29 protein-coding genes and 5 pseudogenes are annotated in these 26,731 nt (G+C 42.4%); 11 read left to right on the top strand and 23 right to left on the bottom strand.

The features are described 5' to 3' along the window. Positions 1 to 26 precede the first annotated feature (26 nt). A complete protein-coding gene (locus tag AC3CH3_RS05995) occupies positions 27 to 497 on the bottom strand; it encodes a GNAT family N-acetyltransferase (protein ID WP_488537961.1) in 471 nt (156 codons plus the stop codon). A 650-nt stretch (positions 498 to 1,147) separates the two neighbouring features. Next, positions 1,148 to 1,414 carry a hypothetical protein gene (locus AC3CH3_RS05990; protein ID WP_488537960.1) on the bottom strand — a complete coding sequence of 89 codons (267 nt, stop codon included), beginning with the start codon at positions 1,412 to 1,414 and terminating at the stop codon, positions 1,148 to 1,150. A 176-nt stretch (positions 1,415 to 1,590) separates the two neighbouring features. On the opposite strand from AC3CH3_RS05990, the gene AC3CH3_RS05985 reads away from it, so the two are divergent. Beyond that, positions 1,591 to 2,745 (top strand): IS110 family RNA-guided transposase, encoded by a 1,155-nt coding sequence (locus AC3CH3_RS05985; RefSeq protein ID WP_102461521.1) that lies wholly within the window; start codon positions 1,591 to 1,593, stop codon positions 2,743 to 2,745. A 430-nt stretch (positions 2,746 to 3,175) separates the two neighbouring features. On the opposite strand, the gene AC3CH3_RS05980 is transcribed toward AC3CH3_RS05985, so the two are convergent. From AC3CH3_RS05980 to AC3CH3_RS05960, 5 genes are all read right to left on the bottom strand, one after another. Then, complete coding sequence (locus AC3CH3_RS05980) at positions 3,176 to 3,772, bottom strand: DJ-1/PfpI family protein (RefSeq protein ID WP_488537959.1); 597 nt, start codon at positions 3,770 to 3,772, stop codon at positions 3,176 to 3,178. Positions 3,773 to 4,391: 619 nt separating this feature from the next. Continuing rightward, entirely contained in the window at positions 4,392 to 4,838 is a 447-nt protein-coding gene (locus AC3CH3_RS05975) for a GNAT family N-acetyltransferase (RefSeq protein ID WP_150878564.1), read from the bottom strand. A gap of 684 nt (positions 4,839 to 5,522) precedes the next feature. Beyond that, complete coding sequence (locus AC3CH3_RS05970; RefSeq protein ID WP_488537958.1) at positions 5,523 to 5,906, bottom strand: 4-fold beta flower protein; 384 nt, start codon at positions 5,904 to 5,906, stop codon at positions 5,523 to 5,525. 154 nt (positions 5,907 to 6,060) lie between these two features. Beyond that, the gene (locus AC3CH3_RS05965; RefSeq protein ID WP_488537957.1) at positions 6,061 to 6,495 is read right to left on the bottom strand and encodes a GNAT family N-acetyltransferase; all 435 of its coding nucleotides are present in this window, start codon (positions 6,493 to 6,495) and stop codon (positions 6,061 to 6,063) included. 1,264 nt (positions 6,496 to 7,759) lie between these two features. Next, complete coding sequence (locus AC3CH3_RS05960) at positions 7,760 to 8,170, bottom strand: DUF1330 domain-containing protein (RefSeq protein WP_102286336.1); 411 nt, start codon at positions 8,168 to 8,170, stop codon at positions 7,760 to 7,762. A 231-nt stretch (positions 8,171 to 8,401) separates the two neighbouring features. Between AC3CH3_RS05960 and AC3CH3_RS05955 the strand changes: the two genes are divergently transcribed. Then, positions 8,402 to 9,376, top strand: coding sequence for an integron integrase (locus AC3CH3_RS05955; RefSeq protein WP_488537956.1), 975 nt, complete (start codon positions 8,402 to 8,404; stop codon positions 9,374 to 9,376). 427 nt (positions 9,377 to 9,803) lie between these two features. Continuing rightward, a complete protein-coding gene (locus tag AC3CH3_RS05950) occupies positions 9,804 to 10,748 on the top strand; it encodes a nuclease-related domain-containing protein (RefSeq protein WP_488537955.1) in 945 nt (314 codons plus the stop codon). Here the strand turns inward: AC3CH3_RS05950 and tnpC are convergent. The 8 genes and pseudogenes from tnpC to AC3CH3_RS05910 all read right to left on the bottom strand — a co-directional run bounded on the left by tnpC (position 10,738) and on the right by AC3CH3_RS05910 (position 16,826). Beyond that, the gene (gene tnpC, locus AC3CH3_RS05945) at positions 10,738 to 12,285 is read right to left on the bottom strand and encodes an IS66 family transposase (RefSeq protein ID WP_488537954.1); all 1,548 of its coding nucleotides are present in this window, start codon (positions 12,283 to 12,285) and stop codon (positions 10,738 to 10,740) included. The genes AC3CH3_RS05950 and tnpC overlap by 11 nt on opposite strands. A gap of 59 nt (positions 12,286 to 12,344) precedes the next feature. Continuing rightward, a complete protein-coding gene (gene tnpB / locus AC3CH3_RS05940) occupies positions 12,345 to 12,698 on the bottom strand; it encodes an IS66 family insertion sequence element accessory protein TnpB (protein ID WP_261893880.1) in 354 nt (117 codons plus the stop codon). Beyond that, on the bottom strand, positions 12,695 to 13,006 hold the full coding sequence (gene tnpA, locus AC3CH3_RS05935; protein ID WP_488537056.1) for an IS66 family insertion sequence element accessory protein TnpA: 312 nt from the start codon (positions 13,004 to 13,006) through the stop codon (positions 12,695 to 12,697). Before tnpA ends, tnpB begins: the two co-directional genes overlap by 4 nt. 243 nt (positions 13,007 to 13,249) lie before the next feature. Continuing rightward, positions 13,250 to 14,511 (bottom strand): annotated as a pseudogene (locus AC3CH3_RS05930) (site-specific integrase). Continuing rightward, positions 14,512 to 14,721, bottom strand: a complete 210-nt coding sequence (locus AC3CH3_RS05925) for a MerR family transcriptional regulator (protein WP_488537953.1) — start codon at positions 14,719 to 14,721, stop codon at positions 14,512 to 14,514. It abuts the pseudogene before it with no gap. Positions 14,722 to 15,056: 335 nt separating this feature from the next. Further along, positions 15,057 to 15,188: pseudogene (locus AC3CH3_RS05920) on the bottom strand (NTP pyrophosphohydrolase); the annotation flags it as partial. A 60-nt stretch (positions 15,189 to 15,248) separates the two neighbouring features. Then, positions 15,249 to 16,011: pseudogene (locus tag AC3CH3_RS05915) on the bottom strand (nucleotidyltransferase domain-containing protein). A 152-nt stretch (positions 16,012 to 16,163) separates the two neighbouring features. After that, entirely contained in the window at positions 16,164 to 16,826 is a 663-nt protein-coding gene (locus AC3CH3_RS05910) for a DNA alkylation repair protein (RefSeq protein ID WP_488537952.1), read from the bottom strand. A 239-nt stretch (positions 16,827 to 17,065) separates the two neighbouring features. On the opposite strand from AC3CH3_RS05910, the gene AC3CH3_RS05905 reads away from it, so the two are divergent. Beyond that, the gene (locus AC3CH3_RS05905) at positions 17,066 to 17,986 is read left to right on the top strand and encodes an IS5 family transposase (RefSeq protein ID WP_488537951.1); all 921 of its coding nucleotides are present in this window, start codon (positions 17,066 to 17,068) and stop codon (positions 17,984 to 17,986) included. 107 nt (positions 17,987 to 18,093) lie between these two features. Continuing rightward, entirely contained in the window at positions 18,094 to 18,615 is a 522-nt protein-coding gene (locus tag AC3CH3_RS05900) for a type II secretion system protein (RefSeq protein WP_488537950.1), read from the top strand. A gap of 87 nt (positions 18,616 to 18,702) precedes the next feature. Here AC3CH3_RS05900 and AC3CH3_RS05895 read toward each other — a convergent pair whose 3' ends face one another. The 6 genes and pseudogenes from AC3CH3_RS05895 to AC3CH3_RS05870 form a co-directional block, all read right to left on the bottom strand. Further along, positions 18,703 to 19,236 carry a GNAT family N-acetyltransferase gene (locus tag AC3CH3_RS05895; protein WP_488537949.1) on the bottom strand — a complete coding sequence of 178 codons (534 nt, stop codon included), beginning with the start codon at positions 19,234 to 19,236 and terminating at the stop codon, positions 18,703 to 18,705. 2 nt (positions 19,237 to 19,238) lie between these two features. Continuing rightward, a complete protein-coding gene (locus AC3CH3_RS05890; RefSeq protein WP_488537948.1) occupies positions 19,239 to 19,775 on the bottom strand; it encodes a GNAT family N-acetyltransferase in 537 nt (178 codons plus the stop codon). Positions 19,776 to 19,825: 50 nt separating this feature from the next. Then, positions 19,826 to 19,915 (bottom strand): annotated as a pseudogene (locus AC3CH3_RS05885) (DUF3465 domain-containing protein); the annotation flags it as partial. Positions 19,916 to 19,962: 47 nt separating this feature from the next. Next, positions 19,963 to 20,211, bottom strand: coding sequence for a TIGR03643 family protein (locus AC3CH3_RS05880; protein ID WP_488537947.1), 249 nt, complete (start codon positions 20,209 to 20,211; stop codon positions 19,963 to 19,965). A gap of 126 nt (positions 20,212 to 20,337) precedes the next feature. Then, on the bottom strand, positions 20,338 to 21,150 hold the full coding sequence (locus AC3CH3_RS05875) for a hypothetical protein (RefSeq protein ID WP_488537946.1): 813 nt from the start codon (positions 21,148 to 21,150) through the stop codon (positions 20,338 to 20,340). Between the two features lie 203 nt (positions 21,151 to 21,353). Next, positions 21,354 to 21,779 (bottom strand): hypothetical protein, encoded by a 426-nt coding sequence (locus AC3CH3_RS05870; RefSeq protein WP_488537945.1) that lies wholly within the window; start codon positions 21,777 to 21,779, stop codon positions 21,354 to 21,356. A 529-nt stretch (positions 21,780 to 22,308) separates the two neighbouring features. Here AC3CH3_RS05870 and AC3CH3_RS05865 point away from each other — a divergent pair. The 6 genes and pseudogenes from AC3CH3_RS05865 (at position 22,309) to AC3CH3_RS05840 (ending at position 24,531) form a co-directional block, all read left to right on the top strand. Continuing rightward, the gene (locus tag AC3CH3_RS05865) at positions 22,309 to 22,500 is read left to right on the top strand and encodes a hypothetical protein (protein WP_004734640.1); all 192 of its coding nucleotides are present in this window, start codon (positions 22,309 to 22,311) and stop codon (positions 22,498 to 22,500) included. A gap of 206 nt (positions 22,501 to 22,706) precedes the next feature. Continuing rightward, complete coding sequence (locus tag AC3CH3_RS05860; protein ID WP_102310818.1) at positions 22,707 to 23,126, top strand: BLUF domain-containing protein; 420 nt, start codon at positions 22,707 to 22,709, stop codon at positions 23,124 to 23,126. Between the two features lie 96 nt (positions 23,127 to 23,222). After that, positions 23,223 to 23,732, top strand: a complete 510-nt coding sequence (locus AC3CH3_RS05855) for a helix-turn-helix domain-containing protein (RefSeq protein WP_261875691.1) — start codon at positions 23,223 to 23,225, stop codon at positions 23,730 to 23,732. Next, positions 23,729 to 24,232: an IS3 family transposase gene (locus tag AC3CH3_RS05850; RefSeq protein WP_488538155.1), complete on the top strand. Its 504-nt coding sequence runs from the start codon at positions 23,729 to 23,731 to the stop codon at positions 24,230 to 24,232. The genes AC3CH3_RS05855 and AC3CH3_RS05850 overlap by 4 nt, the downstream gene beginning before the upstream one ends. Then, positions 24,226 to 24,312: pseudogene (locus AC3CH3_RS05845) on the top strand (hypothetical protein); the annotation flags it as partial. The gene AC3CH3_RS05850 and the pseudogene AC3CH3_RS05845, both read left to right, overlap by 7 nt. A gap of 60 nt (positions 24,313 to 24,372) precedes the next feature. Continuing rightward, complete coding sequence (locus AC3CH3_RS05840) at positions 24,373 to 24,531, top strand: IS3 family transposase (protein WP_488538154.1); 159 nt, start codon at positions 24,373 to 24,375, stop codon at positions 24,529 to 24,531. Between the two features lie 102 nt (positions 24,532 to 24,633). Here the strand turns inward: AC3CH3_RS05840 and proX are convergent, their stop codons facing one another. Further along, the gene (gene proX, locus AC3CH3_RS05835) at positions 24,634 to 25,641 is read right to left on the bottom strand and encodes a glycine betaine/L-proline ABC transporter substrate-binding protein ProX (protein WP_488537944.1); all 1,008 of its coding nucleotides are present in this window, start codon (positions 25,639 to 25,641) and stop codon (positions 24,634 to 24,636) included. Then, positions 25,634 to 26,728, bottom strand: coding sequence for a glycine betaine/L-proline ABC transporter permease ProW (proW, locus tag AC3CH3_RS05830; protein WP_371713229.1), 1,095 nt, complete (start codon positions 26,726 to 26,728; stop codon positions 25,634 to 25,636). Before proW ends, proX begins: the two co-directional genes overlap by 8 nt. Positions 26,729 to 26,731: the final 3 nt, after the last annotated feature.

Below are 26,731 nucleotides of genomic sequence, written 5' to 3'. Positions count from 1 at the left end.
GTTGCGAATCCGTCTTAAATGCTTTGTTATACGAATTTTTCCACCAATTCCCGTGTCATAAAGTGACTATGTGGATCGAGTTCATAGTTGGCAAATGGTTCACAATAAGTAAACCCAAATTTCTCATACAGGTTTCGAGCTGGTTGGAAGAATTGCTGAGTACCAGTTTCAAGGCTAACTTTGCAATACCCCTTGTCGATAGCAGTATTCAAAGCATGAATTAGCAGCTTAGTTGCAACACCGGACTTTCGGGATGAATTAGAAGTTCTCATTGACTTCAATTCAACATGACGAGGAGTGAGTTGCTTGATAGCAAGGCAACCTTGTAATTCACCATTAACCCAACCGCTGAAAAATGTAATATCTGGTGATTTAAGTGCATCAACGTCTAAAGCATGTACACTTTCTGGAGGTGACGTTGCATACATATCAGCCAAATGCTCTTCAAGCAATTCAATGACTTCACCACCCGATAGATCGTCTATTTTAATTTCCATATTCCGAACTGTCCTTATTCGTATAACGCCTTACTAAGTGGCGCTGCCACTGAATTTACCAAGCATAACAAACTCCAAGCCGAGAGTGCCAAGCGTTTGAGCGTCCACTTGAGTAATTTGTTAAGACTTGCTTTGAAAACCGGCTTCGCATTAACACTGTAGTGTACGGCCAATGACAAAACTCAACAACACCGCAAAACGAGCAGACCGATTTCAAACGTAATACTCAAAAGCGGTGAACCACGAAACCCGATATGCACTGAGACAACAAGCCGCCCACTGAATTCACGCGTTCAATAGTTAACTGCGGGGAAATCTAACTCAATGAGTACGATGAGAGTTTGAAAGCAGATAGAAACCATCGGTTCGAGAAACGCGCTTCAAAACGGTAGCCGCTAAACTTTGGATTACGCCCAAACTGGCTTTTACAGCGCACATTGTGAAAGCCACATAACCGCCTAAATATCACAGTACAACGTACTTAAAGTGGCCGATTGCATAGCTATCTAGCCAAAAAATCACAGCGAGTCTTAACGCCCAATTAAGGGGTGAACAACGCCTCCACCCAACTTAACGCATTGTGCCATAAACACTAAATTTGAAGTAAAAGCAAAAATGCCAAGCGTTGTGAATCCCTCTTAAATTGCTTGTTAGGCATTTGCCAACGGGCGCAGCCGATCTGCTGGAATGTTCCAACGCTCACCATTTACAGTTGACACTGATATTGTCTTTTTATTGAACTTAACAACAACACAGACATGAACTATGCCTTTACCATCAACAAATTCCGCTGGAGAACCAATTATGAACTGTTGCCTTTTAGCCTCAATTTCAAGTTCATCTAGGCGTTCCAAGCGAGCTACGATTCGGTTATTTAACTCAATCAATTCTTTTCGAGTTAACTTGTCAATATCCATACTTACAAACTCTGCTACATTGAAAATAAAGGGTATTGTATCAGCTAAATTTGAGAATCTAACGATTAATGCCTAGACATAATGACCCCCACGAGGTGCTAGCCTCCAATTTCGTGGGTTAGCGTAAAGCCAGAGCCATAATTAGTGTGTTCAAACAACTAAATTTGGAGGCTAGCATGAATAACGATAGCATAATTTTCATTGGCTTAGATACGCATAAGTCATTTATCCAAGTCGCCGTCTTGCAAGAGCAACGCGGGGCTACACCTGAACATTTGGGACGGATAAAGTCTAACAAGTCCGCCCTCATTAAACTCACACAACAACTGCAATCTAAATATCCAAAAGCCACCCTCCATTTTGTCTACGAGGCTGGGCCATGTGGATACTGGACATACCGATTGCTCACCAGCCTTGGCCACTGCTGCTGTGTCATCGCTCCTTCCCTTATTCCAAAGAAATCAGGGGATAGAGTCAAAACAGATAAGAGGGATGCTGCAAAACTTGCCAAGCTTTTTAAGGCTGAAGAGCTTACGCCTATTTATGTGCCTGAATCTGAAGACGAGGCGATAAGAGATTTATCAAGGGCTCGAGAAACCGCGATGAAAGATCTTAAAGATGCAAAATTCCAACTCAAAGGCTTTCTTCTACGTAATAATGTACAAGCGACGGTGAATGATAACTGGTCTAAAAAGCATCTACGGTGGCTAACCGACCTCATTCTTCCCCATCACAGCCAACAGATTGTATTGCAAGAAATGATCATCACCATCAGTGAGCGGATGCAAAGATTACAACGGTTAGATAACGAGTTATTACACCAAGTCAAAAACTGGCGTTACTACCCTGTTGTCAAAGCCATTCAAGCTATGCGGGGGGTGCGACTCCTTGTTGCTCTCGGCACCATTGCCGAGCTCGGCGACCTACGTCGCTTCGACCATCCCAGAAAACTTATGGCTTATGTTGGCCTCGTACCGACTGAAAGCTCCAGTGGCGGTAAAACGAAGCGAGGGAGCCTCACCAAATGCGGAAACAGTCGAGCACGACGGTTGCTTATTGAGGGCGCACATACTTATAAGCACAAAGCTAATATCTCCGTCGAACTGCAACTGCGACAAGAAGGACTGCCCAAAGAAATTGTCGATATTGCTTGGCATGCTCAGCAACGATTATGTCGCCGCTATCAACGATTACTACAAAAAGGCAAACATCGAAACGTTGTCGTCGCCGCTATCGCAAGAGAAATGATCGCGTATATCTGGGCTATCGCAAGAGAGGTGGTCGTTAGCGCAGTCGAACCAAAAACACGGATTGCAAGGCTGCCTGTATGAGAAAAGAATTAGTGTTAACGCATTGGATAGAGCATCGGGTGTGGCACAAACACCGACGGCGTTAGGATGGCAATAAAGCTCGCGCTTTATTGAACCACGAGCATAGACTGAAGACAGGTGCCACGACGAAATAAGTAAGGTAGGCGCTGCTCATCTCGCGATGAGTAATCCACGTATATCAGCATGAGAACCGACGAAATTACTTGCTTCATCTATGCGTTAACACTATCTCAAAATAAACAAAAGGCTCTGAAATGTGGGAGCAGAAACTTCTACGTTTTAATTGACAGTGGGGGTCATATCAACGCCCTGTTAAGGGGTGAGCAACGCAATACCGAAGTCGCCGCATACCGCCTTAAACACTAAAACCAACGCATAGTGAAAATGCCGCGCGTTGCGAATCCCTCTTGAACAGTTTGTTAGGCAAATTTTACAGATATGCACCGACTACTGACATACAGTGCTGAACCGTGCTTTCTTTTTCACCGACTGGCGCGACATAATGAATTGCTGATTCAGCATCCCCCCTACTCGACAACTTACTAATAACCCAAGCAGCTAAGTACTTTGATGACAAACAACCACCTGCTGTTGCAAGATTGCCATCAGCGTAAAATGGCTGCTCTAAAACAGTCACTCCTGATTCTACAACCCAAGGTCTCGTTGTTAAATCGGTACAAGCTGGTATTTGATGCAGTAAACCAAGCAAAGACATGAGCAAAGTACCTGAACATTGTCCACCAATTAACTGAGTTTCAGGGTTTAGCTTTAACCTAGAAAGTATATCTCTGTCTTGAGCAATATCACGCGTTAGTACACCGCTACCAAACAATACAGCGTTGGCTTGATTCGCAAATTCTAGAGGCTGTTGAGATTGAATTGTAACTCCGTTCATTGAAGTGACGTACTGAGATGGACTCGTTATTTGTACATTCCAGCCAGCGTCTTTCATTCGGTTCAAAATTCCCGCGGCTATAAATGAATCAAGTTCATTAAATCCGTCAAATGTTAGTACCGCGATGTCCATATCTACTCCTATTTGCCTAACGCCCACTTAAGCGGACAAAAATTGTTGGCTATAATGTGGAGCGAAGCGGAACGTAGCCAACTGTTTTTGTTCCGTTTAAAGTGCTTGTTATATGCTCGCGATCAGTTTAAAAGCTCTGATAATACAAGTACATAACGAAATGGAATAATAACGCAAACCAACAACATTTAAAGTAACTTAAGTATTAACTTTGAACTCCGCAGAAAACACTCTCCGATAGTTACTTAAAGCTAATAATTAAACAGTTTACGAACGTATGAAACCACCCTTTGATATTACAAATCATCAATTCAAAAACTAGCTGACGAAATGGAAAAACCAATAATTCAGCAAACCAAAACACCGCAACTTTCAAATTGATGAAATACAAGTAAACCAAACGAAGTTACGGCACAATCGAGGTTACTTTTAAACATTTCTAGTTTAGAGAAAGCTTCGAAAACAGCATGGTTAAACAGTGATCAAAGCGTATATGAAAAACTAAAACATAACCTAAAAGGTAGCGACATATAACGCCGCATTAAGGTGTGAGCGACGCTTGGCTATACTTGAGCGAAGCGAAAACGCCAAGCGTTGCGAATCACTCTTAAATGCTTTGTTATGTGCGTACTAAAGACATGGGTACGAACCTAATTCCGTTGAACTCGGCTTCTTCACCTGTTGCTACGAAACCATTACGATTGTAAAAACCAACAGCATTCACCGATGAACGTAGGCTAACTTCACGAGCGTCTGTCTGATCAAGCAAATGATTCAATAAAGTACGACCTAAGCCTGAACCCTGCTGTGAATTTGCAACAAACAAATGGGTTAGATAATTTCCACCACGCAAAGCGGCAAAACCTAGAACTTCCCCACCCGATACCGCCTTAATTGATGAAAATTTCTCATCATCAAGAGTAGACGCTAGGTCAGGTAATACTCTGTCCTTATACTCTTGTTTTCCTTGTTCATTAAGCAATGGAAGTACATCCTTGGCGGAGACCTCTGAAACAAGCCTTGTTACTGCGTCTAAATCCGTTTTTAGAACCTTCTGAATTTCCATATTTCCTCCGAGCACATAACGCCCTGCTAAGCGGCAAATAAACCAGCCGCTTAACTTAAAAATTAATACCGTAAACACTTTAGCCAACCAGACCAAAAATGCCACGCGTTTATTTGTCCGTTTGAGCAGTTTGTTAAGACTTGCTTTGAAAACCGACTTCGGATTGACACTGTAGTGAACGGCCAATGACAAAATTCAACAACACCGCCAAACGACCAGACCGATTTCAAACGAAACACTCATAAGCGGTGACCCACGAAACCCGATATGCACTGAGCTAAAAAACCGCCCACTGAACTCACGCATTCGATAATGAACTGCGGGGAAATCTAACTCAACGAGTACGATGAGAGTATGTGAGCAGATAGAAACAACGGTTTCGAGTGCCACACTTTAAACGGTAACCGCTGAACTTGGGATTACGCCCAAACTGGCTTTTACAACGCACATCGTTTAAGCCACATAACCGCCTAAATTTCGCTGTACGACAAACGTGAAGTGGCCGATTACAGAACAATCTGGCCAAAAAATCACAGCGAGTCTTAACGCCGCATTAAGGTGTGAGCAACGCTATCACCAAATCTAAACCATTGCGCCGTAAACACAAAACCCAACGAGGGAATGAAAAATGCCAAGCGTTGGGAATCACTCTTAAATGCTTTGTTAGGCTTGTACTAACCACCCTTAAAGACCAAAAAAACTCTCATTACTGCGATCACTCCAGCAAGTTTTTCGAGATGGCTTTGTTGGACGACTTCTCCGACTTGATTTAGAAGGTCGACTTCTTTTTGCTGACCTAGATGGACGAGATTTACGACTAGGTCTAGAAGGTCCGCCACTACTGTATTGGGTAAAAAATGCATACTCACCCGTTTTGTAATCAATAATGCTACCGTTATACAGCCACCCCAAATATTCGCCAGAATACGACACTACATAAACATCGTTATATAAGTATGCGAGTGGAGTACCGTTATAGTGATAAAAGTGCTCACCGTTACTATATAAGTAAAAAAGTGGTGCACCTGCTGAATTATAAAATGGAACAATTTCATTTTGTGGATACATATTGTACTACCTCTACTTATTTCGTCCGAAAAGCCTAACGCCGCATTAAGGTGTGAACAACGCGACCACTGAACTTAACCTTACCACCTTAAACACAAGACTCAACGATGGAATGAAAAATGCCAAGCGTTGAGAATCACTCTTAAATGCTTTGTTATGCGGTTGGTTCACGGTAAACGTTTGGATGCCAAATTTGCATTAACATCTCAGGATTTTCAATGGCTTTAAAACCATATTGTGAATACAACCCATGAGCATCTCTAGTCGCCAAAACCATACGTCTTAGCCCTTGCAGTTCCGGATGTTCAACTATTGTCTCGACTAGCCATTTGCTCAACCCTTGACCTCGATGATCTTCCAAGATGAAAACATCAGCTAAGTACGCAAACGTTGCTTTATCAGTGATTAAGCGAGCAAAGCCGATCTGAGCCCCTGCATTATCAAATACACCAAAACAAAATGAGTTCGATAGAGCCTTAGCTAGAGTGTTCCGGGGGATATCTTGAGCCCAATAACTTGTTGAAATGAACTGATAGATGACCTCGATATCTAGATCATTATTGTTTGTACTTATCTTATATCCGTTCACTTAATATCCTCCTTGATACATAAGCTCAGATTTTGTGAAACCGCATAACGCCTTGTTAACTAGTGACAAAACTATACCACTAACCCCAATATGACCACCTTAACCACAAAAGCGGACCATTACAAAAGTGCCAAGCGTTTTGGAATCTAGTTGAACAATTTGTTATGAGCCGAGTTTTAAGTAAATGCCTTCTTGTCTAAGTTGTGCACGTAAATCTAGCAACTGTATGTGTGTAGATATGATGAAAAATAGATTTCCGATAGCTACACCGAACATTAAGCCTGCGAAATATCCTGACCACAACTCTGAGTCTGGCTGATGAAGCGTATTAAACGCCATGCAAAAAAACACTATGCTAGATAGAAACAGACTCAATTCACTGCAGTTTACTTTGTAATTGTTGGTAGCATAATCGTAGCTAATTTTGACTTTTGAGCAGAACCCACCGAGCTTAATGTACATCTTTGTTTCACCGCTGTCGTATACGATGTTGTTGAGGTCTAGTATTTTTTCTATACGTTCAAGCATGAATATCAATTTTGTAAGTTTGAAGTTTTCCTAGCCTATTCTTTAGCTCAATCAGATTCATATAGTGATAGTAATTACTCGGCTAGCTTCACATTTCAGTTTAGGCTCATAACGCCCTGCTAAGCGGCAAATAAACCCGCCACTTAACTTAAAATTAATACCGTAAACACAATAGCCAACCAAACCAAAAATGCCACGCGTTTATTTGTCCGTTTGAGCAGTTTGTTAAGACTTGCTTTGAAAACCGACTTTGCATTGACGCTGTAGTGAACGGCCGATGACAAAGCTGAAATCACCGCTAAACGACCATACCGATTTCAAACGAAACATTCAAAAGCGGTGACCCACGAAACCCGATATGCACTGAGCAAAAAAGCCGCCCACAAAACTGATGCGTTCAATAATGAACTGCGGAAAAAACCAGATTCAACGAGTGCGATGAGAATTTGAGAGCAGACAGAAACAACCGGTTCTAGAAACGCGCTTCAAAACGGTAGCCGCTAAACTTTGGATTACGCCCAAACTGGCTTTTACAGCGCACAGATTAAAAAGCCACAGACCCACATGAATTTCAAAGCACGACAAACTTGAAGTGGCCGATTACAGAACTACATAGCCAAAAAATCACAGCGAGTCTTAACGCCTCGTTAAGCGGCGAAAAATTGTTGGCTACAATTTGTGAGGCACGAACAAAAGCCAACTGTTTTTTGTCCGTTTAAACGACTTGTTATGTTGCTTACTCAGGAATACGAGTCTCGATATTTAACTGCCCTTCTAATCCGGCTTCACGATGAACACTTAATTCCTGAAATTCGTTAGATGAAGTCATTTTTAACAGAGCCTTACGAGAAGGGTATTTAACAATTACCATTTCATCCCAAAGCTCATCAACTTCACCAATTATTAAACCAGTAACCTCAGAAAAAAACACGACCTCTGCCCCGTGTTTCTCTAATACTTTGAGCATTGGCTGTCCATATAAACGGTAAGCTTCCAGTCCAGTTAGATCAGTTAGTCTGCCATCTTCATAAACAGCCTTTTCTTTAAACTTGAAAAGGTTAACCAATTGGATAGGTCTATCATCACAATCACTTTTTAACATCTCTGTTTGGTCAGGTGTCGGGTAAAGTCCATTTACAACTTGCATAAAACTCCTTGCAACATAACAGCTATATTAGACAGAAAAATTCTGCACTTAAATACAGAATTATTCTGTCTAGTATCTCAATGACGTAAACGATACCCCGTTTTTATGAAAACTAACAGTAACTTAAGCACTATAGCTCCCTTCCTACATCCCAAAATACAGAATTTTTCTATATAGCATGAATTGATGTGCCAAACTGAAACTCATGTATGCATAACCAGTTAAAGTTTAATGAAAAAATCACCATTTCTATCGTATATACAAGAATATATGCTTGGACGGCACTATGCCCTTCGTACAACGGAGGCGTACATTTATTGGATTCACCAATACATTCTTTATCATGATAAAAAGCACCCAAAGAGCTTAACTTCTAGACATGTAGAGGATTTCCTAACGCATCTGGTTGTTAACAAAAAGTCGGCGAGGAAAACGCAAAGTCTGGCTCTCAATGCGTTAGTCTTTTTATACAAAGAAATTATTCAAGAACCCATAGAGCTTGATATGCAGTTTCGACGCTCAGATAAATCACGAAAATTGCCAACAGTCATGACTCCAGAAGAGATTGGAAGGCTATTCAATCACTGTTCACCTAACTACAAATTACCTTATCAATTAATGTATGGGTCAGGGTTGCGTTTAATGGAGTGTCTACGCCTACGTATACAAGATATCGATTATGCATATAAATCTGTACGTGTATGGCAAGGGAAAGGAGGGAAAAACCGCATAGTGACAATAGCACCAGAGCTTTTCCCCGCTATCAAACAACAGCAACAGAGATCGGCGAGTTACTATCATCAAGACATGAATGACACAGTTTTTTCTGGTGTATACATACCTGAAGCTCTCGCTAGAAAATACCCGAGCGCAGAAAGGTGCCTAAATTGGCAATTCCTCTTTCCCTCTAGTCGTTTGTCGCCAGATTTACAAACAGGAGAGCTACGTAGACACCATATTCATCCAACTGCGCTTCAAAAACACATTAAGGTAGCAGGCAAAAAAGCCAACATTGAGAAAAACATCTCGTGTCATACTTTAAGGCACTCATTCGCTACGCACCTTCTTCAAAGCGGAGCGGATATCAGAACAGTTCAAGAACAACTTGGGCACACCGATTTGAAGACAACGCAAATCTATACTCACATCATTGATAGAGGCGCCAATGGTGTTGTTAGCCCATTATCAAGAATATTCGTAAAATAACGATAAATGAAATTCGGATTCCGAATTCTGAAATGACTTCATAATCACGAAACAGGGCACTATCACCTGCTCTTAGGGCTGAGGCCTCTAGTCACTCCAAAAGCTCAATAACAATTTATGTGTGTGTTTTTCTCTGCAGCAATGGCTGCGTATCACCTCTTATTGTTAAGCCACCATTGCCTATTTACAACTTTCATGGCGCTCACAACGCCCTAACACGTACAATAACAGGATGCCTAACAAACACATTATTAAACAGCGGCTTGCATGTTTCCCATTCTCTACTTCGAGCTTTCGAAAAGAGATATTTCACAATTTTCATCAATAACAGTGTTCGAAAAAGAACATATGTCTCAAAAACATACACACCATCAATATGAATAAGACTGCATGGTAAACTGCTTTTATAAAAAAGCAGGAATAAAGAATGATTACTAAGGATAGAGATTCAAAAATCGACAACAGTCTTCAACAGAAAGCTGGCGCAAAAGTAGAGCAAGATGTCGCGTTTTACTTACGCAGAGAGTTTGGAGATGCAAATGACGTTTTCATTATTAATGACCTACGCATACAGTTTAAAAATGAAACTGCTCAGATCGATCACTTAGTCCTTTATAACAAAGGATTTATCATTATTGAGTCGAAATCGATTCGTGGTGAGGTTAAGGTCAACAATCAACTCGAATGGAGTCGAACCGTAAGAGGGAATTGGACAGGAATGCCCTCGCCTATCGAGCAAGCTAAGTTGCAAACCAAACTATTGAAAGCACTGTTAAATGACAACGCTAAGTCGTTGCTAGACCGAATTGCGTTTGTACAAGCGTACTTTGGTGGTCGCTGTTGGGATCAACTCTGTGCCGCATCCAATGACGCTCTAATCGATCGAACTTCTATCCCTAAAGATATATCGAAGAAGCTCATTAAAGCCGAATCTATTGGTAGCTGCGTTAAGAGTCTCATCAAAAAACACCGCGTAGGTTCAATACTAAATCCGAATCCTACGTTTAATCGTGATGAACTGTACCGCCTAGTTCACTTTCTAAACGAACAACATGTGCCTACGTCTTCTCCGGCTCCCAAAGAACATCTCGCAGAATTGAGCGAAACTGAAAAGGTAGACTTGGTTCCAGCTCAAGAAGCAATTGAAAAGGCCAAAGTTCCACAAATAAGGCATGGTTTTAATTGTAAGAAGTGTCAAAGCCCGCAGACCGAGCCGAGGTATGGAAAGTATGGGTATTACGTCTACTGCCCACAATGTAAGGTGAATACTGCAATGCGTATTAGTTGCCATTCTTGCCAATCTAATTCAGCTAAAGTCAGTAAGAAAAGTATCCGCCCCATGAACCCACGGGGCGATATTACTAATGTTTGAAGTTCCAAGGTAGGAGTGCGTCGATATCAGGCTCTGCTTTCGCCAACTCTTTCATGCACTTGACCAGATAGTCGTAGAGGATAAGTCCGTTGGCTTTCGCGGTCTCGACGATGCTGTAAAGCATCGCGCTCGCACCAGCACCGTTTGGTGTGTCAGAGAACAACCAATTTTTTCTGCCAATGACCAGCGGTTTAATTGCGCGTTCAGCGCGATTATTATCGATAGATAAGTGACCATCGTCGATATAACGAATGAGCTTTGGCCATTGTCCGAGCGTATATTTTATCGCTTTACCTAGTGCACTAGAGCCTATCACTTTCTGGGTCGTCATCCATTCGTAAAGTTCATCCAGTATCGGTTTGGCATACGCTTGACGCTCTGCTTTTCTTTCTTCGACAGACGCACCTTTTAAACGTGATTCTATCCCGTAGAGTTTTTGGATTTTAGCCAGCGCCTTATCGGCCTTGCCCGACTTACCTTTGCCTTGAAGCTTCTTAGCGTCCATGAACTTTCGCCGAGCATGAGCTAAGCACCCCACATTTGTCACTTGATGAAGTCCATCATAAGCCGCGTAGCCATCGGTTTGTAGATAACCGTTGTAGCTGCCTAAAAAGGCAATAGGGCACACCCTCGCTCGACTGTTTTGGTAGTCGTACAAGGCGATATTTTTCATATTCGGTAGTGCGGCTTCGGGTGAGTCGGCGCCCGAGCAGTAGAGCCACATGTAACACTGTTTCTCTTCTTTGAGCACATTAAGCGGCGTTTCATCCGCTTGAACCACTACTTGTTGAAGAAGATGGTCTTTCAGCGCTTCATATAAAGGTTCGAACTTCTCACTGACTTGGATAATCCACCTTGCCATGGTGGTGCGTGATAGCTCGATACCCGACTGATTAAACAGCGACTCTTGCCGATAAAGTGGCATCGCGTATTGGTATTTACCCAGAATGATATTGGCAAGCAAGCTTTCTGTCGCGAAGCTCTTAGGGATAAGACTCTGCGGGGCTGGCTTTTGAACGATGCGGCTATTGTCTTTTGTTTTCTCGCACTCGCGGCACGCATATTTAGGGCGGACATATTCCAGCACTTTAAGCACTGCTGGTGTGAACTCTAATTTCTCACTGCGGTCTTCGCCGATTTTATGTAGGTTATGATTGCAGCATGAACACTGCTTTTCATGGTCGTCTAAATCGAGTTCGATAACCTCTCGAGGCAAGGTCGTTGGAAGTGGTTTACGTTTACCACGCTTCTTCGTTATGGTCGTGGTCGTGGTCGTGACCTCAACCTCTTCTTCCTTAGCGGCTTCACATTCCACTTCGTTGAAGAGATCTCCTTGAGATTCATCGTAAGGCTTTAACGCCTCCGAGCGTTTCGCGAATTGACGGTCGAAGGCAAGCTTGAGTTGTTCAAGCAGCGATTGACGCTCTTGTTGCCATTGTGATTCCTTCTGCTCATTCGAGAGCATCAGTGCTTTCACCATCGCTTGTAGCTCGGCAATATCTTGACTTTCTGGGTCGATATTTAGTGTCTTTTTCATGACATTGATTATACTAAAATCGTGCCGTTAACGCTTGGTGGATAAGGCTTTATTATCGTTTAAGTCATTGTAAAATCGTTTATTGTGACAGGTTTATGGCCGATAATTGTGAAGCCAGAAAGCAGCCTATCAAGCTCAAATTGAGTCAAGGTAAATACCTGATTTTTCTCTTTTGATGGCCACTTGTACTTGGCTTTTTCGAGGCGCTTATACCACAGGGCGAAGCCTGTTTTATCCCAGTACAACACTTTGATTTTGTCGCGCTGTTTGTTGGTGAACAGGAACAGTGCGCCACTCCCCAAGGGTAAATCGGTGTCACTTTCGATAATTGCAGCGAGGCCATTGATGGACTTTCTAAAATCGACGCTCTCACGATACAGATAAATGTCTGGTGCGCTCAGCATGCGTTTCATGACAGCGCCCCGATGAGCTCTGCTAGGTAGGTTGCAGGCGTGCCTTGAGGAATACTCAGCTCAACATCATTGACGAGAAGGGTCATGTTAGCGGTTGCTATTTGAGCTTGGTATTTCGTTGTCTTTTCGACGACCTCTGCTCGGACAAAGCCTTGAGATACATCCGCTTTTTTGAGTTGTTGGCGCTTAGCATAAAACGTTGAGGGATTGAGTTCATTGAGCTTACAGAATGCGATCGTTGACAATGAACTCGATTCAGATTGTTCGATAAGCGTTTGCCATTCTTGTTTAGTGTGTCGTTTTCCCATTTCAAATCTCCTCATGGTTGGAGACTTGATCTTATTATTCGTGTTAGGCGATTAGAATGCGGGGTTTATGGAGCGCTTACTAAGAAAAAGAACACGTACTCAATTGCATGCTCTTGTGGTGAAGGAACTCAAGTCGTATTTCCTTAATCTAATAATTCGGAATCCGAATTACAACGCAATTTAAAGCGATGCGGATTCAAATTCGGATTCCGAATTCCTCCAAAACTAAAGAACTAACACAAATCACTTCTGGCCACTTTTCGGCATAACCTCAACAGGTGGTACTTGGTGCCAAATAATGTCACTTGTGCCTGTATAGATTTTTGTTGTTTTAGCGTTCGCGTGTGCCATTCGCTCGGTAGCACTCTGCCCTTGCTGTTCAATCATTCGAGCAGCTAGTCCTCGAATTTCATGATAGGTCGGCCTTAACGATTTCTTTAGGTGGCTATAAAGCCCTAATGAATCTCGAACCTTACTGAACTCTTTACTTATATTGTGGTGATGTACTTGGTAAAGATGGTCGGTCTCTTTTGAAATGCCACGTTGCTGCTGTTTCGGTTTACGATGAACGATATAAGGACAAATCAATCTCGATGTTTTAGAAAGATCGACAATGTCTTTAATCGTCTGAGTGACAGGAATGGCGACAGTGGAAGCATCGGACTTTTTCACCTTTTCTCGGTGAACATAAAGCATTCCATACACAGCATGCCCGTCAACATACTCCACCTCTTTGTCAGGGTTCCAAAGAATCCCACAAACGCCTTCACGTGGTTTGTATATCCGATAACGAAGCCTATAGATCTCTCTCACAGCATGAGTCGTCTCAAGAGTTAAGCTCATTGCGACCTTAAGAAACAGTGGCGCTGCATCGTAGACCTTTTGGTAGTTTTCGATATCTAGGTCGTGGCGAGCTTTGGTGTAATCTTCTCTGGTCATCGACGCTGTTTTTTATTGAGTACAAAATTACTCTCAATAGCGCTCTCATCGGCAAGGTAGGAAAATACCTTTTTAAGATTACTGATCTTATTGTTGAGCTGGCGATTACTTAACTCTGAATAGTATTTCGAAAGGAACTCATTGATGTGCTGTAACTTGATCGATTTGGTTGGCAACCGCCTCATAAACTCATCAAAGCGGTAACAGTCCCTCTCCAAATTTCGATAAACGTCTTTGGAAAGACGTTCTTCTTTCTTCACACGAGACAACACTAATGGAAGCCACTCTTTTAAAGGCCGATTGAATTTATCCTTGCGACCTTTAGAGACAGCTTTGCGAAATGGGGTCATTTCTGAAAGCGAAAATGCGCTTCCTAGCTCAGGACGATATTGCAAGTTGTAAACATGCGCAGCTTGTATCGCTTCTTGCTCTACAGTCCCGATAGGAAATAGCTTCTTCACACCATCTACGGTCGTAAACCGAAATCGAGATTGCCCCCTATGGCTCATTTTCACCAAGAATGGAGGATAATGAGCCGTTTCTTTGCTTCTAGCTCTACCAACCATTTATGACTCCAAGAATCTTAGAAGTTCACTCACCCTGTCTGCAGGGTTCCCTATCTCGTCGTCAACACAGACTAAATATCGGCCCGTTGGCGTTCTAGTGCCCTTGAGCTTGCCGTGTTTAATCCAGTTTATGATGGTGGTATTGCATATCCCTGAGTCAGGGTAAAACTCATCAATAAATTGTCTAGGTCTGATTTTACGCGTCGCCATGTCGTTCTCCTTACCTTTCTCACTACATGAAAATTAAGATTTTTCATCTACTGGTAGAAAAACTATGCACGATTTTTTCAGTGACATTCTATTTGCGCAGCAATTAACGAAAAGGATTCCCGAAGCGTAAAACGATTCAACGAATCGATTTCAAGCCCACTTTAGGGTGGACTAATACAGTAGTACCAAGTTGCTAATCTATTGATTTTATTTGACTATTTCATTGACCTTTTTAACCGTTTTTTAGGCCAATTAGAGCTTAACCACCAGCTCTAAATACATGAAATTCATATAAATCAATATCATACAGCTAAGATTACTACCAACATCGGGGTTTCACCGTGTTCAATATGGCCGTCAGGTATAGTGATTAAGCAGGGATCGGTCTCCTTAGACTCACTACGCTTTTCTAGCAATACTTGTGATTCGTTCAGCAAGATAAAAGAGACACACTCATATACATCCATCGGATTTTCCTTAAACCGTTATAACGGCAGCTAAGTTTGTTTTCTAGCTTGTATTAATGCTTAACTTACAACAAGCTCTTTGCTCAGCCTTTCATACAATTCAAAAGCTTCTGTTTTTGATATCAAATTTCCGAGAGCGTATTGATAAGCTAGCTCAATATCGTCGCTTTGATTTGGGTAGTAGCGCTTGGCGACTGCAGCGCATAGGGTCAAGTTGGTGTACCAACTGCCGTCTTTCTCAGCCACAAAGTAATACGCCGCTCGAACTAGCTTCTTGCCAATCACCTTAACAACATCCGCATCTGTCATTGTTTTGAAACTCAGGGTCATTTGCTTAAGAAAAGTCGATAAATCGCCATTAAGAGCTTGGGCTATTTCATTACTGGGCTTATATCGTGGAAACTTTATAGATAAATCATTCCCCCAAATACAACAGCAACAATGCTTGAGCCAAAACTGCCAATGGAATTCTTCGCTGGGCTGCAGAACCTCTGAGAGAGATCCTGGATCAATATCAAGCTTAGTCACTTGAGTGATAGATTTGGGGTATGGTGTCGGAAATTCGGTTAAATACTTCCTTTTCTCTCTGACCAACAGGCGTAGCGAGTACGATAGAAACATCCAAATCAGAGCGACCAACAATGGCAGTTCCTCTAGGCACGCTTCCATACAGGTAGATACCATCAACTTGACCTGGGAGCTCTCTTAGCAACGAATCAACGACTGCTGACACCACGTCTTGAAATTCTGGCGCTATGTTCTTTGGCGAATAAAGATTTTGGATAATCCCTTCTCTATCGAGCCCTCTAGATTTCTCCTGCATACCGCTTTCCTATTTGAATAGGTCTAATAAATCTCACCGGATTCTGATGACGATATGAGACGGGCCATCTGATCATTCGATAGATAAAGTTGATTGAGAGCGTTCATATTCTCTCCTGTAGTGTGGTTAAGGCAGCTTTCGAGTACCAGTGGTTAAAGTGACATTAACTCTCGCTTAGCTTTATCATCCAATTTTTCAATCGCGTAACGAAAAGCGACTCTTGGCATTACGATATGCTTGGCCTTTAAATAACGAATAACCAATTCAGGCTCTTTTTGACTGAGCACTTTTAGCATCCAACCATAGCCTTTTTGCACAAGATCATGTTCATCTTTAATCAACAAATCAGCCACTTTAAAGGGGTTCAAACTTGAGTACCTATTCTTATTGATTGGATAAATTAAGACAACAGCTGCTGCTCGTCGCACAGCGAAATTAAAATGGTCGACCCATTTAGTTGTCATCTCGAACAACTCATTGTATTGAGACAATAACTCACCAAACGCATGAGTGCAGAAGTCATCACAATCATTCCAGTCGGTAACGTAGTGGAATAACCATTGTTCAAATATGAAGAACGTTTCTTTTGAATATTGTTTTCTTACTCTAAAAGCCCAGTCGTAAGCAATAACGCCTAACGCCCAATCCCTCTCTTCTAGCAATTGAGTACACAAAGACAAAACATTGGAGATATCTTTGTTTCTAATAGTTTTAAAAACGAGCGCCGATATAGATCGAACCTGCCCTGTTTTAACACTAGCCTTTGGATAACCAACGTCTGAAAGATGAAGCTTTACCGTTTCAACGATATTCATTAATTGCAAAACCTTCATAGAACTAAAATTAATATCAAAGTGTGATACACAGCACTTAAGCCATGCGTATTGGATTTATAAAATACAAGTTACCTCAATCACAACATTCATTATTGAGCATTTAAATTACCACTAAAACGAAGATATTCCCTTTGGTAAGGGCTTTGTCGCGTAATTCAATGGAACTAAATCAAGAGCCTACGATCTGATCAGCTACGTTCACTCCTTCTCGTAGCTCTATGCCTAAACCTCGTTACAAAACAACCAACTGGAAGAAATACAACCAATCACTTATTAACCGTGGCTCTCTGACCTTTTGGATTGATGAAGAGGCAATAAACGGGTGGGCGCAAAGCAAACAGAGTAAGCGCGGGAGGCCACGTCGGTTCAGCGATTTAGCTATCACGACAGCGCTCATGGTGAAACGAGTTTTTTCTATGCCACTGAGAGCTCTGCAAGGGTTTATCGACTCAATATTTAGGCTTGCCCATGTTCCATTAAGTTGTCCGCATTACACCTGCATCAGTCGTAGAGCAAAGCAAGTTGAGGTCTCATTTAAGACTAAAGCGAGAGGAGCAATACAGCACCTGGCCATTGATGCAACTGGCCTAAAGGTTTATGGCGAAGGTGAATGGAAAGTCAAAAAACACGGGACAGATGGCAAGCGTAGAGTTTGGCGAAAGCTGCATATTGCCGTTGATACAAGCACTCATGAAATTATCGCAGCCGAGCTAAGTTTATCGACGGTTACAGATGGAGAAGTCCTCCCGAACTTACTGAAACAAACACGCCGAAGTATCCTTGAGGTGTCTGGTGATGGAGCTTACGACACGAGATTGTGTCATGCTGCTATTAAGATTAAGGGAGCCATTGCGCTTATTCCCCCAAGAGAAGGGGCAGCCTTCTGGGAGCGTGGTCATCCTCGAAACCTCGCCGTGGTTTGCCAGAAGTTATACGGCTCAAATAAGTATTGGAAAGAGCGGTATGGGTACCACAGACGTTCACTATCAGAAACAGCGATGTATCGAGTAAAACAGTTACTAGGAGGACGATTGAGCTTAAGACATTACAATGCGCAGGTGGGTGAGACTTACGCGATGATAAAAGCGTTGAACAAGCTTACTGGGTTAGGTATGCCTGAAACTTGTCGTATTGACTAAGAAACACACGAAATGGGGTAGCTCTATCTATAAATTTAATTACGCAACAAAGCGCTTGGTAAGAGTAACTTATAATGCATACTAGCGGCCTTTAAAAGAGGTGCTAAATGAAAAAGAACGGTTTTACACTTATTGAGCTTGTTGTCGTTATTGTGATCCTTGGAATACTCGCCGTAACTGCTGCTCCAAGGTTCCTCAACGTAAGTACTGATTCTCATATTGCAGTTGTGAAAGGCACTGGCGCTTCTTTTAAAACAGGTGTCGATCTTGCCTATTCAAAAAATTTAACCTCAAACGGTGGTGGTGCTTCCACGAACGTCCCTATCTATGATGACTCCGCGACCGGCCAGCTTGACTTCAATGAATGGGGATATCCAGCCCAACAATGGCACTTACCCGAAGAATCTCCAAGATTAGATAACGCTGAAGACTGCATTTCGGTATGGGGCGCACTGCTCCTCGATCCACCTAGTGTTTCGAGCTTCAATTCACCAGAAGCAACCGACTACATAGCTGAGTATATACAGACGGATCAGTGTATCTATCATTATCGAGTCGTACCGGGAGTATCCATTAACTACAACTCAATGAATGGTGACGTCACTGTAGACGATGAGCCAGGTAACTAAGCGCTAAATGTTGGTCTTTCAGAGTACTTGGGAATTTACGGTTTCTCTCAATAAAAGTGCCACACATTAAGAATCAACAGCACACATTTAAGACTGACTTATTTTGGCGTAAACGAGCGTGCTGTCCATATCTCCTGATGGCAAACGTCGATCATTGGCTAAGCGATCTTCAAGTTGATAGCCACATCGTTTGGCCACGGCCTGACTTTTAAGATTCGAGCCTGCCATCCTAATTTCGACTCTTTTCGCACCTTTTTGAGTGAATGCATATTCTTCGATAATTCGGACAGCTTCACTCACGTAACCCAAGCCCGTTTTTGATGTTCGCAACCAATAGCCGATTTCAAAGTAAGGGACAGTATCGTCTCTGATCATAAAACCAATAGCCCCGATAAATACCCCTGTTTGCTTTTCAATAATATTGAACCAGAACTCGTCAGTAAAGTTGGCGAAATTATTGGTAGCATCTTGAATGTTAAGTTCTAGCTGCTCTTTAGTTAGAGAATCAGAAACCCAAGGTAAGAATGGGGAAAACTCGGCCTTGCACTCATTTATCACCTCAAACATCTCTTCGCTGTATTTTAATGATGGAGGGGTTAATTTGAGCCTTTCACTTTCCATTGCTATGCCTTTTCCCATTCAGAACGCAGAACCGCCAACACAACGGTATCCCACCACTTTCCTTTAAAAAATCGGTGTTGCTTGAAATACGCTTCTTGCCTCATTCCGAGCACCTGACACAATTTAATCGCAGCCAAGTTTCTGCTGATGGTTTCCGCGTAAATACGGTGTATGCCTAACTCTGAGAAACCAAAATCAGCGAGGGCTTCAGAAGCTTCTATAGAAAGCCCTTTTCCCTGAATTTCCCTCGAGAAAGCACAGCCCATTGAAGCTTGTTTATCGCGTTCAAGGCGTAAACAAACTGTTCCAATAAACTTCCCCGAGTCTTTGCTTTCAACCGCTAGTTGAAAAGACTGGCGTGGTACTTCCAAAGCCTGTGCAACAAACAACTGAGTTAGCTCTCGATATTTGTTAGGTTCACAATCACTTTCGTCATAGAAACGCTGATACTTTACGTCTTGAGACATAGCAACAAACGTAGACTCATCTTGAGGCGTCATATCTCGAAGAATCAACTTGTCAGTTTCTAGCTTAAACATCAAAATTCCTTTTTATTTTATAGCCATGAAGGGGAAAGTCTCGGAGGTGTTTACTCGTATACTTTCCCGTTATGCTTCAACCAACCATGAGTGTGATGATTACGAGGGTCTTTGTGCGTCCAGTGCATTACGCCACCTTTCTAATTCCAAAATGAAATGTCATTGGACTGACTAAATAAGTCCCTATCTAGCGGTGCTTGTACTGAGTCGGACAATAACCTCTCGAAACGTCCGAACTGCGCAGTTTTACGTGCTTGGTCGAGCGCCCAGAAACACGTGAACGCCACAGCTTAAAACTGCCAAGCTTGAGATGGCTACGCATAAAACGAATCACTTGTGATTCATTTAAACCAAATTGGTGCTCTATTGCTTCAAACGGTGTTCGGTCTTCCCACGCCATTTCAATAATTCTTGATTCGTTCTCTTTAGATAACATCGTGCATACTCTTCCTTAATAAACTGGGAGAAATACGCTCGTTCTAAATTTAAAGATCACAGGACAAACACTTTGAATTGAACGCGTTATAACGTTCGATAAAACAGCAGGCTAGCAGCGAGGCAATCATGGGGTTAAATAAGCTTGTGCGAACTCTCTAAGCACTCTCGCATTATTGTGATGCGCGTTATCTCCACATTGCTGTCCGTTCACTCTAATTTCAGGACTAGAGTAGGCAGGAATAATATCACGCTCATAAGACATTACAGTGCCTCTCTCTGCACATGTAGCACCGAATGAATATGCAGGCGCTTTCGGGTACCTGTCAGCGATAAAATGTTCAATAGTCGCGTAATCTTTTAACACCGTTTTATAGTCATGGTTAGCACCACTCAAATGACCAACTTCATGTTCCATTGTCGAGTCTGGGCAGTTTATCGCTAAAGAGAAAAAATAGGATACTGGAGATGAGGTACCACAATATCGAGACTCGAACGCAGAATGATAATTAGAAAACACAACCCCTGAAAAAACAGGATGACCGTCTTCTGTGATTTCTTTAATTGGCTCTTCCATCGATAATTTGAGTAGCCTCTCTGCTGCGCTCAAATCTTGAAACCAGAGGCTATCGATTACCGAGCTATAAGTCACCTTGGTTACTTTTCTCGTCATAGGAATGCATGAGTTTTTCAACACCAAATTCGAATAGCTTTCCCATGTCGCTATTTTAGAGGCTATAAATTCTTTGGAATATTCGGCTAACACAGATTCATCAACATAAAGGTGGATCTCTGTATTCAAAGCCTCGCTCTGTGCACAAGTAGGAAACTCTATGGTTTGAGCATTGGAAAATCGGCTAAAGCTCAACACCATAATCAAAGCGTAACCAACTAGCCGGATAAGTCTCGTTAAAAAACTCTTATTTACTCGCGTATTCACCGCCACCCTCTCCCTAAATTCAAAGCCCTAAAGACCACTATAAGTACCGTGACTTAAAATTCATAAAGATCACCATTACCAACATCGTCGTTGGCGTACAAAAGTAACCTGCTCTATCTATGTTTTTCAGAAAATAAAAAGCTCGCCAACGAGTGACGAGCCTTGTTTATTATTGAACCTAACTTATTACGACACCTTGCTTACTAAGAAACTTGGTCTCGTAACGTCAATTCGACGTTTTTCAAAATTTTGAACTCTTCGCGAGTACAACCGCGCGCCACGGAAACCCAATGGTCGCCAGTTTCATCGGCTCCTTTAAACTCTGCACGCAACTCATATCTTCGCCATGTAACAAACGCCAAAATAAAGGTCAGTGCGAGCATCGGTAAACCGAACTGAGGCACGAATGCCCAAGTCGCAGCCGAGAGGACTAAAGCCAACGAAACAATATTGATTACGTTTTCTTTAAGACCCAATTGACGAATTTCTAACTGTTTGATTTTACGTAAGCTATACACATCTTTTTTAACTCGGAGTTCATCAGAACTCACCAGAAAGTCTGATGCTTTGTATGACCTACGAAGTCGCACTAAATTCGCTAACCTGTTGCGTGTTTGGTTCTTATTCATCGCCTTTCTCCATGTTATTTAAAGGTTAGTAAAAACTAATATAATCATGAAGTTATTGATGAGTAGGGAATTTATAAATCAAACAAATATTAAAATCAAGCTTATGCAATTAATAACACTTATAACAACACAGCTTTAGCATGCAATATTTCAATATAAAGAAGGTCCATTAGCGTATTTTTGCATCACAAATCAATGTACTTTAGCCAAGCTGGTTATCAGCCAATAATTGACTCAATCCCACCCTCTGACAAGCCAAACGGCAGGCATGATTCCTTCTGCTTTGTAACCACTTATTTCAACGAGATTTTTACAATGAATATCGCGCTCTAGGAACGTTGAACCACCGTCACATAACGCTCTATTTTACATAATCAGCACAACCATAAACCCTCTTACTTATTGAATTTTTGAATACCAAAATCATTCGATTGAACATATCAACACAGCTTATCGATTAAGCAATTGATCTCATAATAAAGAGGTTGTACGCTTACATTATGCACACGGTTACCTAATGGAGATCACGATGAATGAACTACTGACATGCGCTATGGAACAGAAACAACGAACAACAGTGACGAGTTTATTCGCAAGGAATGGATTCAAGATCGCAGCCACTGATTTTGATGACGTGACTTTCGAACGAGAGAGTGTATTGGTCAATGTTCGTTTTGATGCGTCTTCAAACGTTGAATCGATTTCAATTCTAAACAACTAACGAGATCACTAGCAGGACGCTGAAATGATTGAATGGTCAACATTTGAGTCATTTTAGCGTATCTAGCGACCCGTTCTTTTCTACATCCCCCCACCCTCTTCTCTTCCCAAAAGCCTCCGAGTGACAATTAGATCAATAACTCGCAATTCCATCAGCTTGGCTTATATTTATTAATACCCTTTGAACAAAAATTCGAAATAATGCCTATGTTCCTAACTCGGTTAATTTATGTCAGTACCCTTTCCGAATGTTGTGATTCCAAAGCATTGGAGGAGATACTCGCTATCTCGCGAGATCATAATCGGCAGAGCCATTTAACGGGGCTTCTCAGCCATAACCAAAAGTACTTTCTTCAATGTATTGAAGGTTCTAGAGAGGCAGTTAACCATACATACAATCACATCCTTAATGATGAGCGGCACGAGAAAGTGGCCATACTCTATTTTAAGGAGATTGATTGTAGAGAATTTGGGGATTGGTCGATGGGTGACATTCCACAGTCCAATTTAACCGAACTGTTGAATTTACAGTTTTCAACGTCTGATCAATTTAACCCGTACGAAATGTCTGGCGAAAGTGCTTATCGAATGCTTCTGGAGTTGAAGCAGAATTTGCCGTCAGAGTAGATGCTTGCCCCTAGTTTGTCCATAGAGCAAAAATAAAAAGCCCCAATGTATGAACTGACCCCCAATAGTTGGACACCAATTATTGGGGGTCTTTTTATGTCCAAATATAGCCGAGAACTAAAATGTATCATTGCTAAGCAATACTTAGATGGCACGTCATCTCTCTACTTAGCAAAACAATATTCAATTTCTTCAAGGCAGATACGGTATTGGGCTCAAGTCTTTGCCATCCATGGTACTGATTCATTTTTACCAACTAAGCATGCGGCTACTGCTCAGACAAAACGAAAAGCATTGAATTTAATGTGGACGAATGAATGGTCTCTCACGCACACTAGCGCAGTATTAAACCTCTCATCCCCTGGGACACTGTCTGCCTGGCTCAAACGATTTAATGAGCTCGGTATCAAGGGGCTCAAAATGCGCCAGAAAGGAAGACCCTCAATGAAACAACAACCTCAACGTACCACTAAGCCTGATAATGAAATGACACTTGAGGAGTTAAAAGAGGAGTTGGTCTACTTACGAACCGAGAATGCCGTTCTAAAAAAGTTGGAAGAGTTGGAGCAGGAAAAAAACCGTCGAACAAAGAAAAAGCGGTCATAGCTCTAACTCTTAAAGGCAAGTACCCGTTGAAGCACTTACTGCAGACTCTACAGCTGGCAAAAAGTGTCTTTTATTATCAGGCTCAAACGAGCAAGCGCCCAAATAGCTACGAACGTGAGCTGCGGTTGATAAAGTCAATTTATCATGAACATAAGGGCCGATACGGTTATCGTCGTATTCATTTAGAACTAAAAAATCAGGGGGTCGCGCTTAATCACAAAACGGTTCAAAGGCTTATGGCTCAGCTAAACCTTAAATCGACGGTCAGGATTAAAAAGTATCGTTCATACCGAGGAGAGTCAGGGAAAGCTGCTCCCAACGTGCTTGAAAGAGATTTTAGTGCGACTCAACCCGATGAAAAGTGGGTAACTGATGTCACGGAGTTCAAAGTCAAAGAGCAGAAAGTATACTTGTCTCCCGTTGTCGACTTGTTTACTCAGGAAGTGGTAGCTTATAGAGTGGCCAAAAATGCCTGCTGCCGCTTGTCACGGATATGCTGACGGAGGCTATATCAAAGCTGAAACCCAACTCAAAGCCAATTATACACAGCGATCAAGGTTGGCAATATCGCCATCGACAGTATCAGAAAAAGGTAGCGGAGAGTGGGTTAACGCAAAGCATGTCGAGAAAAGGTAACTGCTTGGATAATGCTGTTGCTGAAAACTTTTTTGCTTTACTCAAAACCGAGATGTATCACAACCAAAGCTTTGAAGATGCAGATGCTCTGATAGAGCAAATTAAAGAATACATCGAGTACTACAATACCAAACGTATAATAATGTTTGACTCTGTCGCCTAATCACTTGATTTGAAGGTGATTCAGTGACTCTACACAATCACTCAACACGCTCATCATTTCAAATCAAAATGTCTAGTCAGACAGAGCAAATACAAGTCAAAGTTACAGTGCTGCTTTCTTCGCTTCTGCAATCCAAGCATCAAACGTATTTTGGTTCGCTTTAATCCAACCGTTTACGTGCGCTTCGATATCAGCCGAGCTGTTCTTACCTTTACTCATCATCATGTTCTGAGCACTTACATCGTTGATGTTCAGTTTGATGATTTCGAAAAGCTTAGCCGCTGATGGGTTGTTCTTCGCAAACTCTTTATTCGCGATGATACGCATTGAGTTCATTTGGAAGCCATAGTTTTTGCCATTAGACAAAGTAGTATCGACATCCGAACGCTCGCCAGGAAGTGAAGAGAATGGTACTTCTAGCCATACTACGTCTTCGTTAGGAACCAATACACCACTTACCCAGTACGGTGTCCACGTGTAGTAAAGGATTGATTCACCCTTTTGGTAACGTGAAATCGTGTCTGCGATGATAGCCGCATAGTTACCTTGATTATGAGTTACCGTATCGTCCAGTTTGAATGCCGACAGTTGGTGTTCGATAACCATTTCACAGCCCCAACCTGGGTTACAGCCTGTTAGATCTGCTTTGCCATCACCGTCTGCATCAAACAGTTTCGCGATTTTTGGATCAGTTAATTGACCAATGTTAGTGATGTTGTACTTTTCTGCCGTTTTCTTATCAATCAGGTAACCTTGCGCTGCACCACTTACATATTGGCCTTCGCGGTAGAATTTTTCATCGCCGCCCGCCATTGTGTATTTGTCTGCATGAAGTGGGAACCAACCTACCGTTAGGAACGTTGCGTCACCTTTTGCAATTGAGGTGTAGCCTACGTTGTAGTCCACTTCTTGCGTCGATTTCACATCGTAGCCAAGTTCTTCTAGAGCACGGTTAACAATCAACGTTTGGAATGTTTCTTCTGCTACAGACGATTGAACAGGCTGAACCGATACACCTTCACCCGGCAGGCTTGCTGCCCACACGTTCGCTGATACAGCCAGTGTAGAAACGATGCTCACTGCAAGTTTGCTCTTCCATGAATTATTCATTGGTGTTTTTCCTTAATTGAAGTTCTGATTTGTTACCGCGATTAAGTACATTCAGTACAAGGGAAACGGGTCCCATGCGATACCAGCGTAATTTTGTATTACCTGCGTTGACACCCAGCACTTGGGTGATTCGGTCTAATAAGATGGCTAAGATAACGATGCCTAAGCCACCGACTGCGGCCAGCCCCATATCTAAGCGGCCGATACCTCTCAGTACCATTTGACCTAAACCACCAACCGCAATCATTGATGCGATAACCACCATAGATAGCGACAGCATCAGTGTTTGGTTTACGCCCGCCATGATGGTTGGCAATGCTAATGGCAGTTGAATTCGATAAAGCATCTGCTTTTTGCTCGCGCCGAATGAGTGACCTGCTTCGATCAACTCTTCCGGAACTTGTTGAATACCCAAAATGGTTAAACGTACCACTGGTGGCAGTGCGAATATGATGGTCACAACAACACCCGGTACGTTACCGATACCAAACAACATTACGATTGGCACGAGATAAACAAAGGCTGGCGTGGTTTGCATTGCATCCAGAATTGGACGAACGAACTTAGCCGCCGTGTTACTGCGGGCGAGCCATATCCCCATAGGTAAACCAATCAACAAGCAGAAGAAGACCGATGTCATCACCAACGAAAGCGTGGTCATGGCTTCGGACCAAGCGCCAATCAAGCCAATGAACGTCAAGGATACTGCGGTAGCAACACCAAGCTTCAGGTTTGAAAACTGCCATGCGACTAAAAACAAGATGATCAGCATGAATGGTGCTGGCGTAGAAACCAGAGCTGTTTCAAATGAACTTAAGATGAAATCGATAGGCACACGTATCGCCTGAAACAGTGGGCGTCCGTGTTCAACCAACCAATTCAGACCAGACTCAACCCAAGTATCGACTGGTAGTACAGCTTCAGCAAAAGGGTTCAGTGGGTCAAAAGGCGTCACCTCAACGGTTTCGCTGCTTAGCCAATCCGCAGATGGTGCAGTTTCCGTTGTTTGGCCCCAAGGATCACTTGCTGGCTGAGTAGAGGGAGCGGCTTGCGACCATGGGTCATTATTTGTTTGTTCCGACGACATGAT

The sequence above is a fragment of the Vibrio sp. QJM3NY_35 genome, assembly GCF_057785915.1.
Note: the sequence above shows the minus strand (reverse complement) of the source record. Positions and strands in the feature narration are given on the sequence as shown.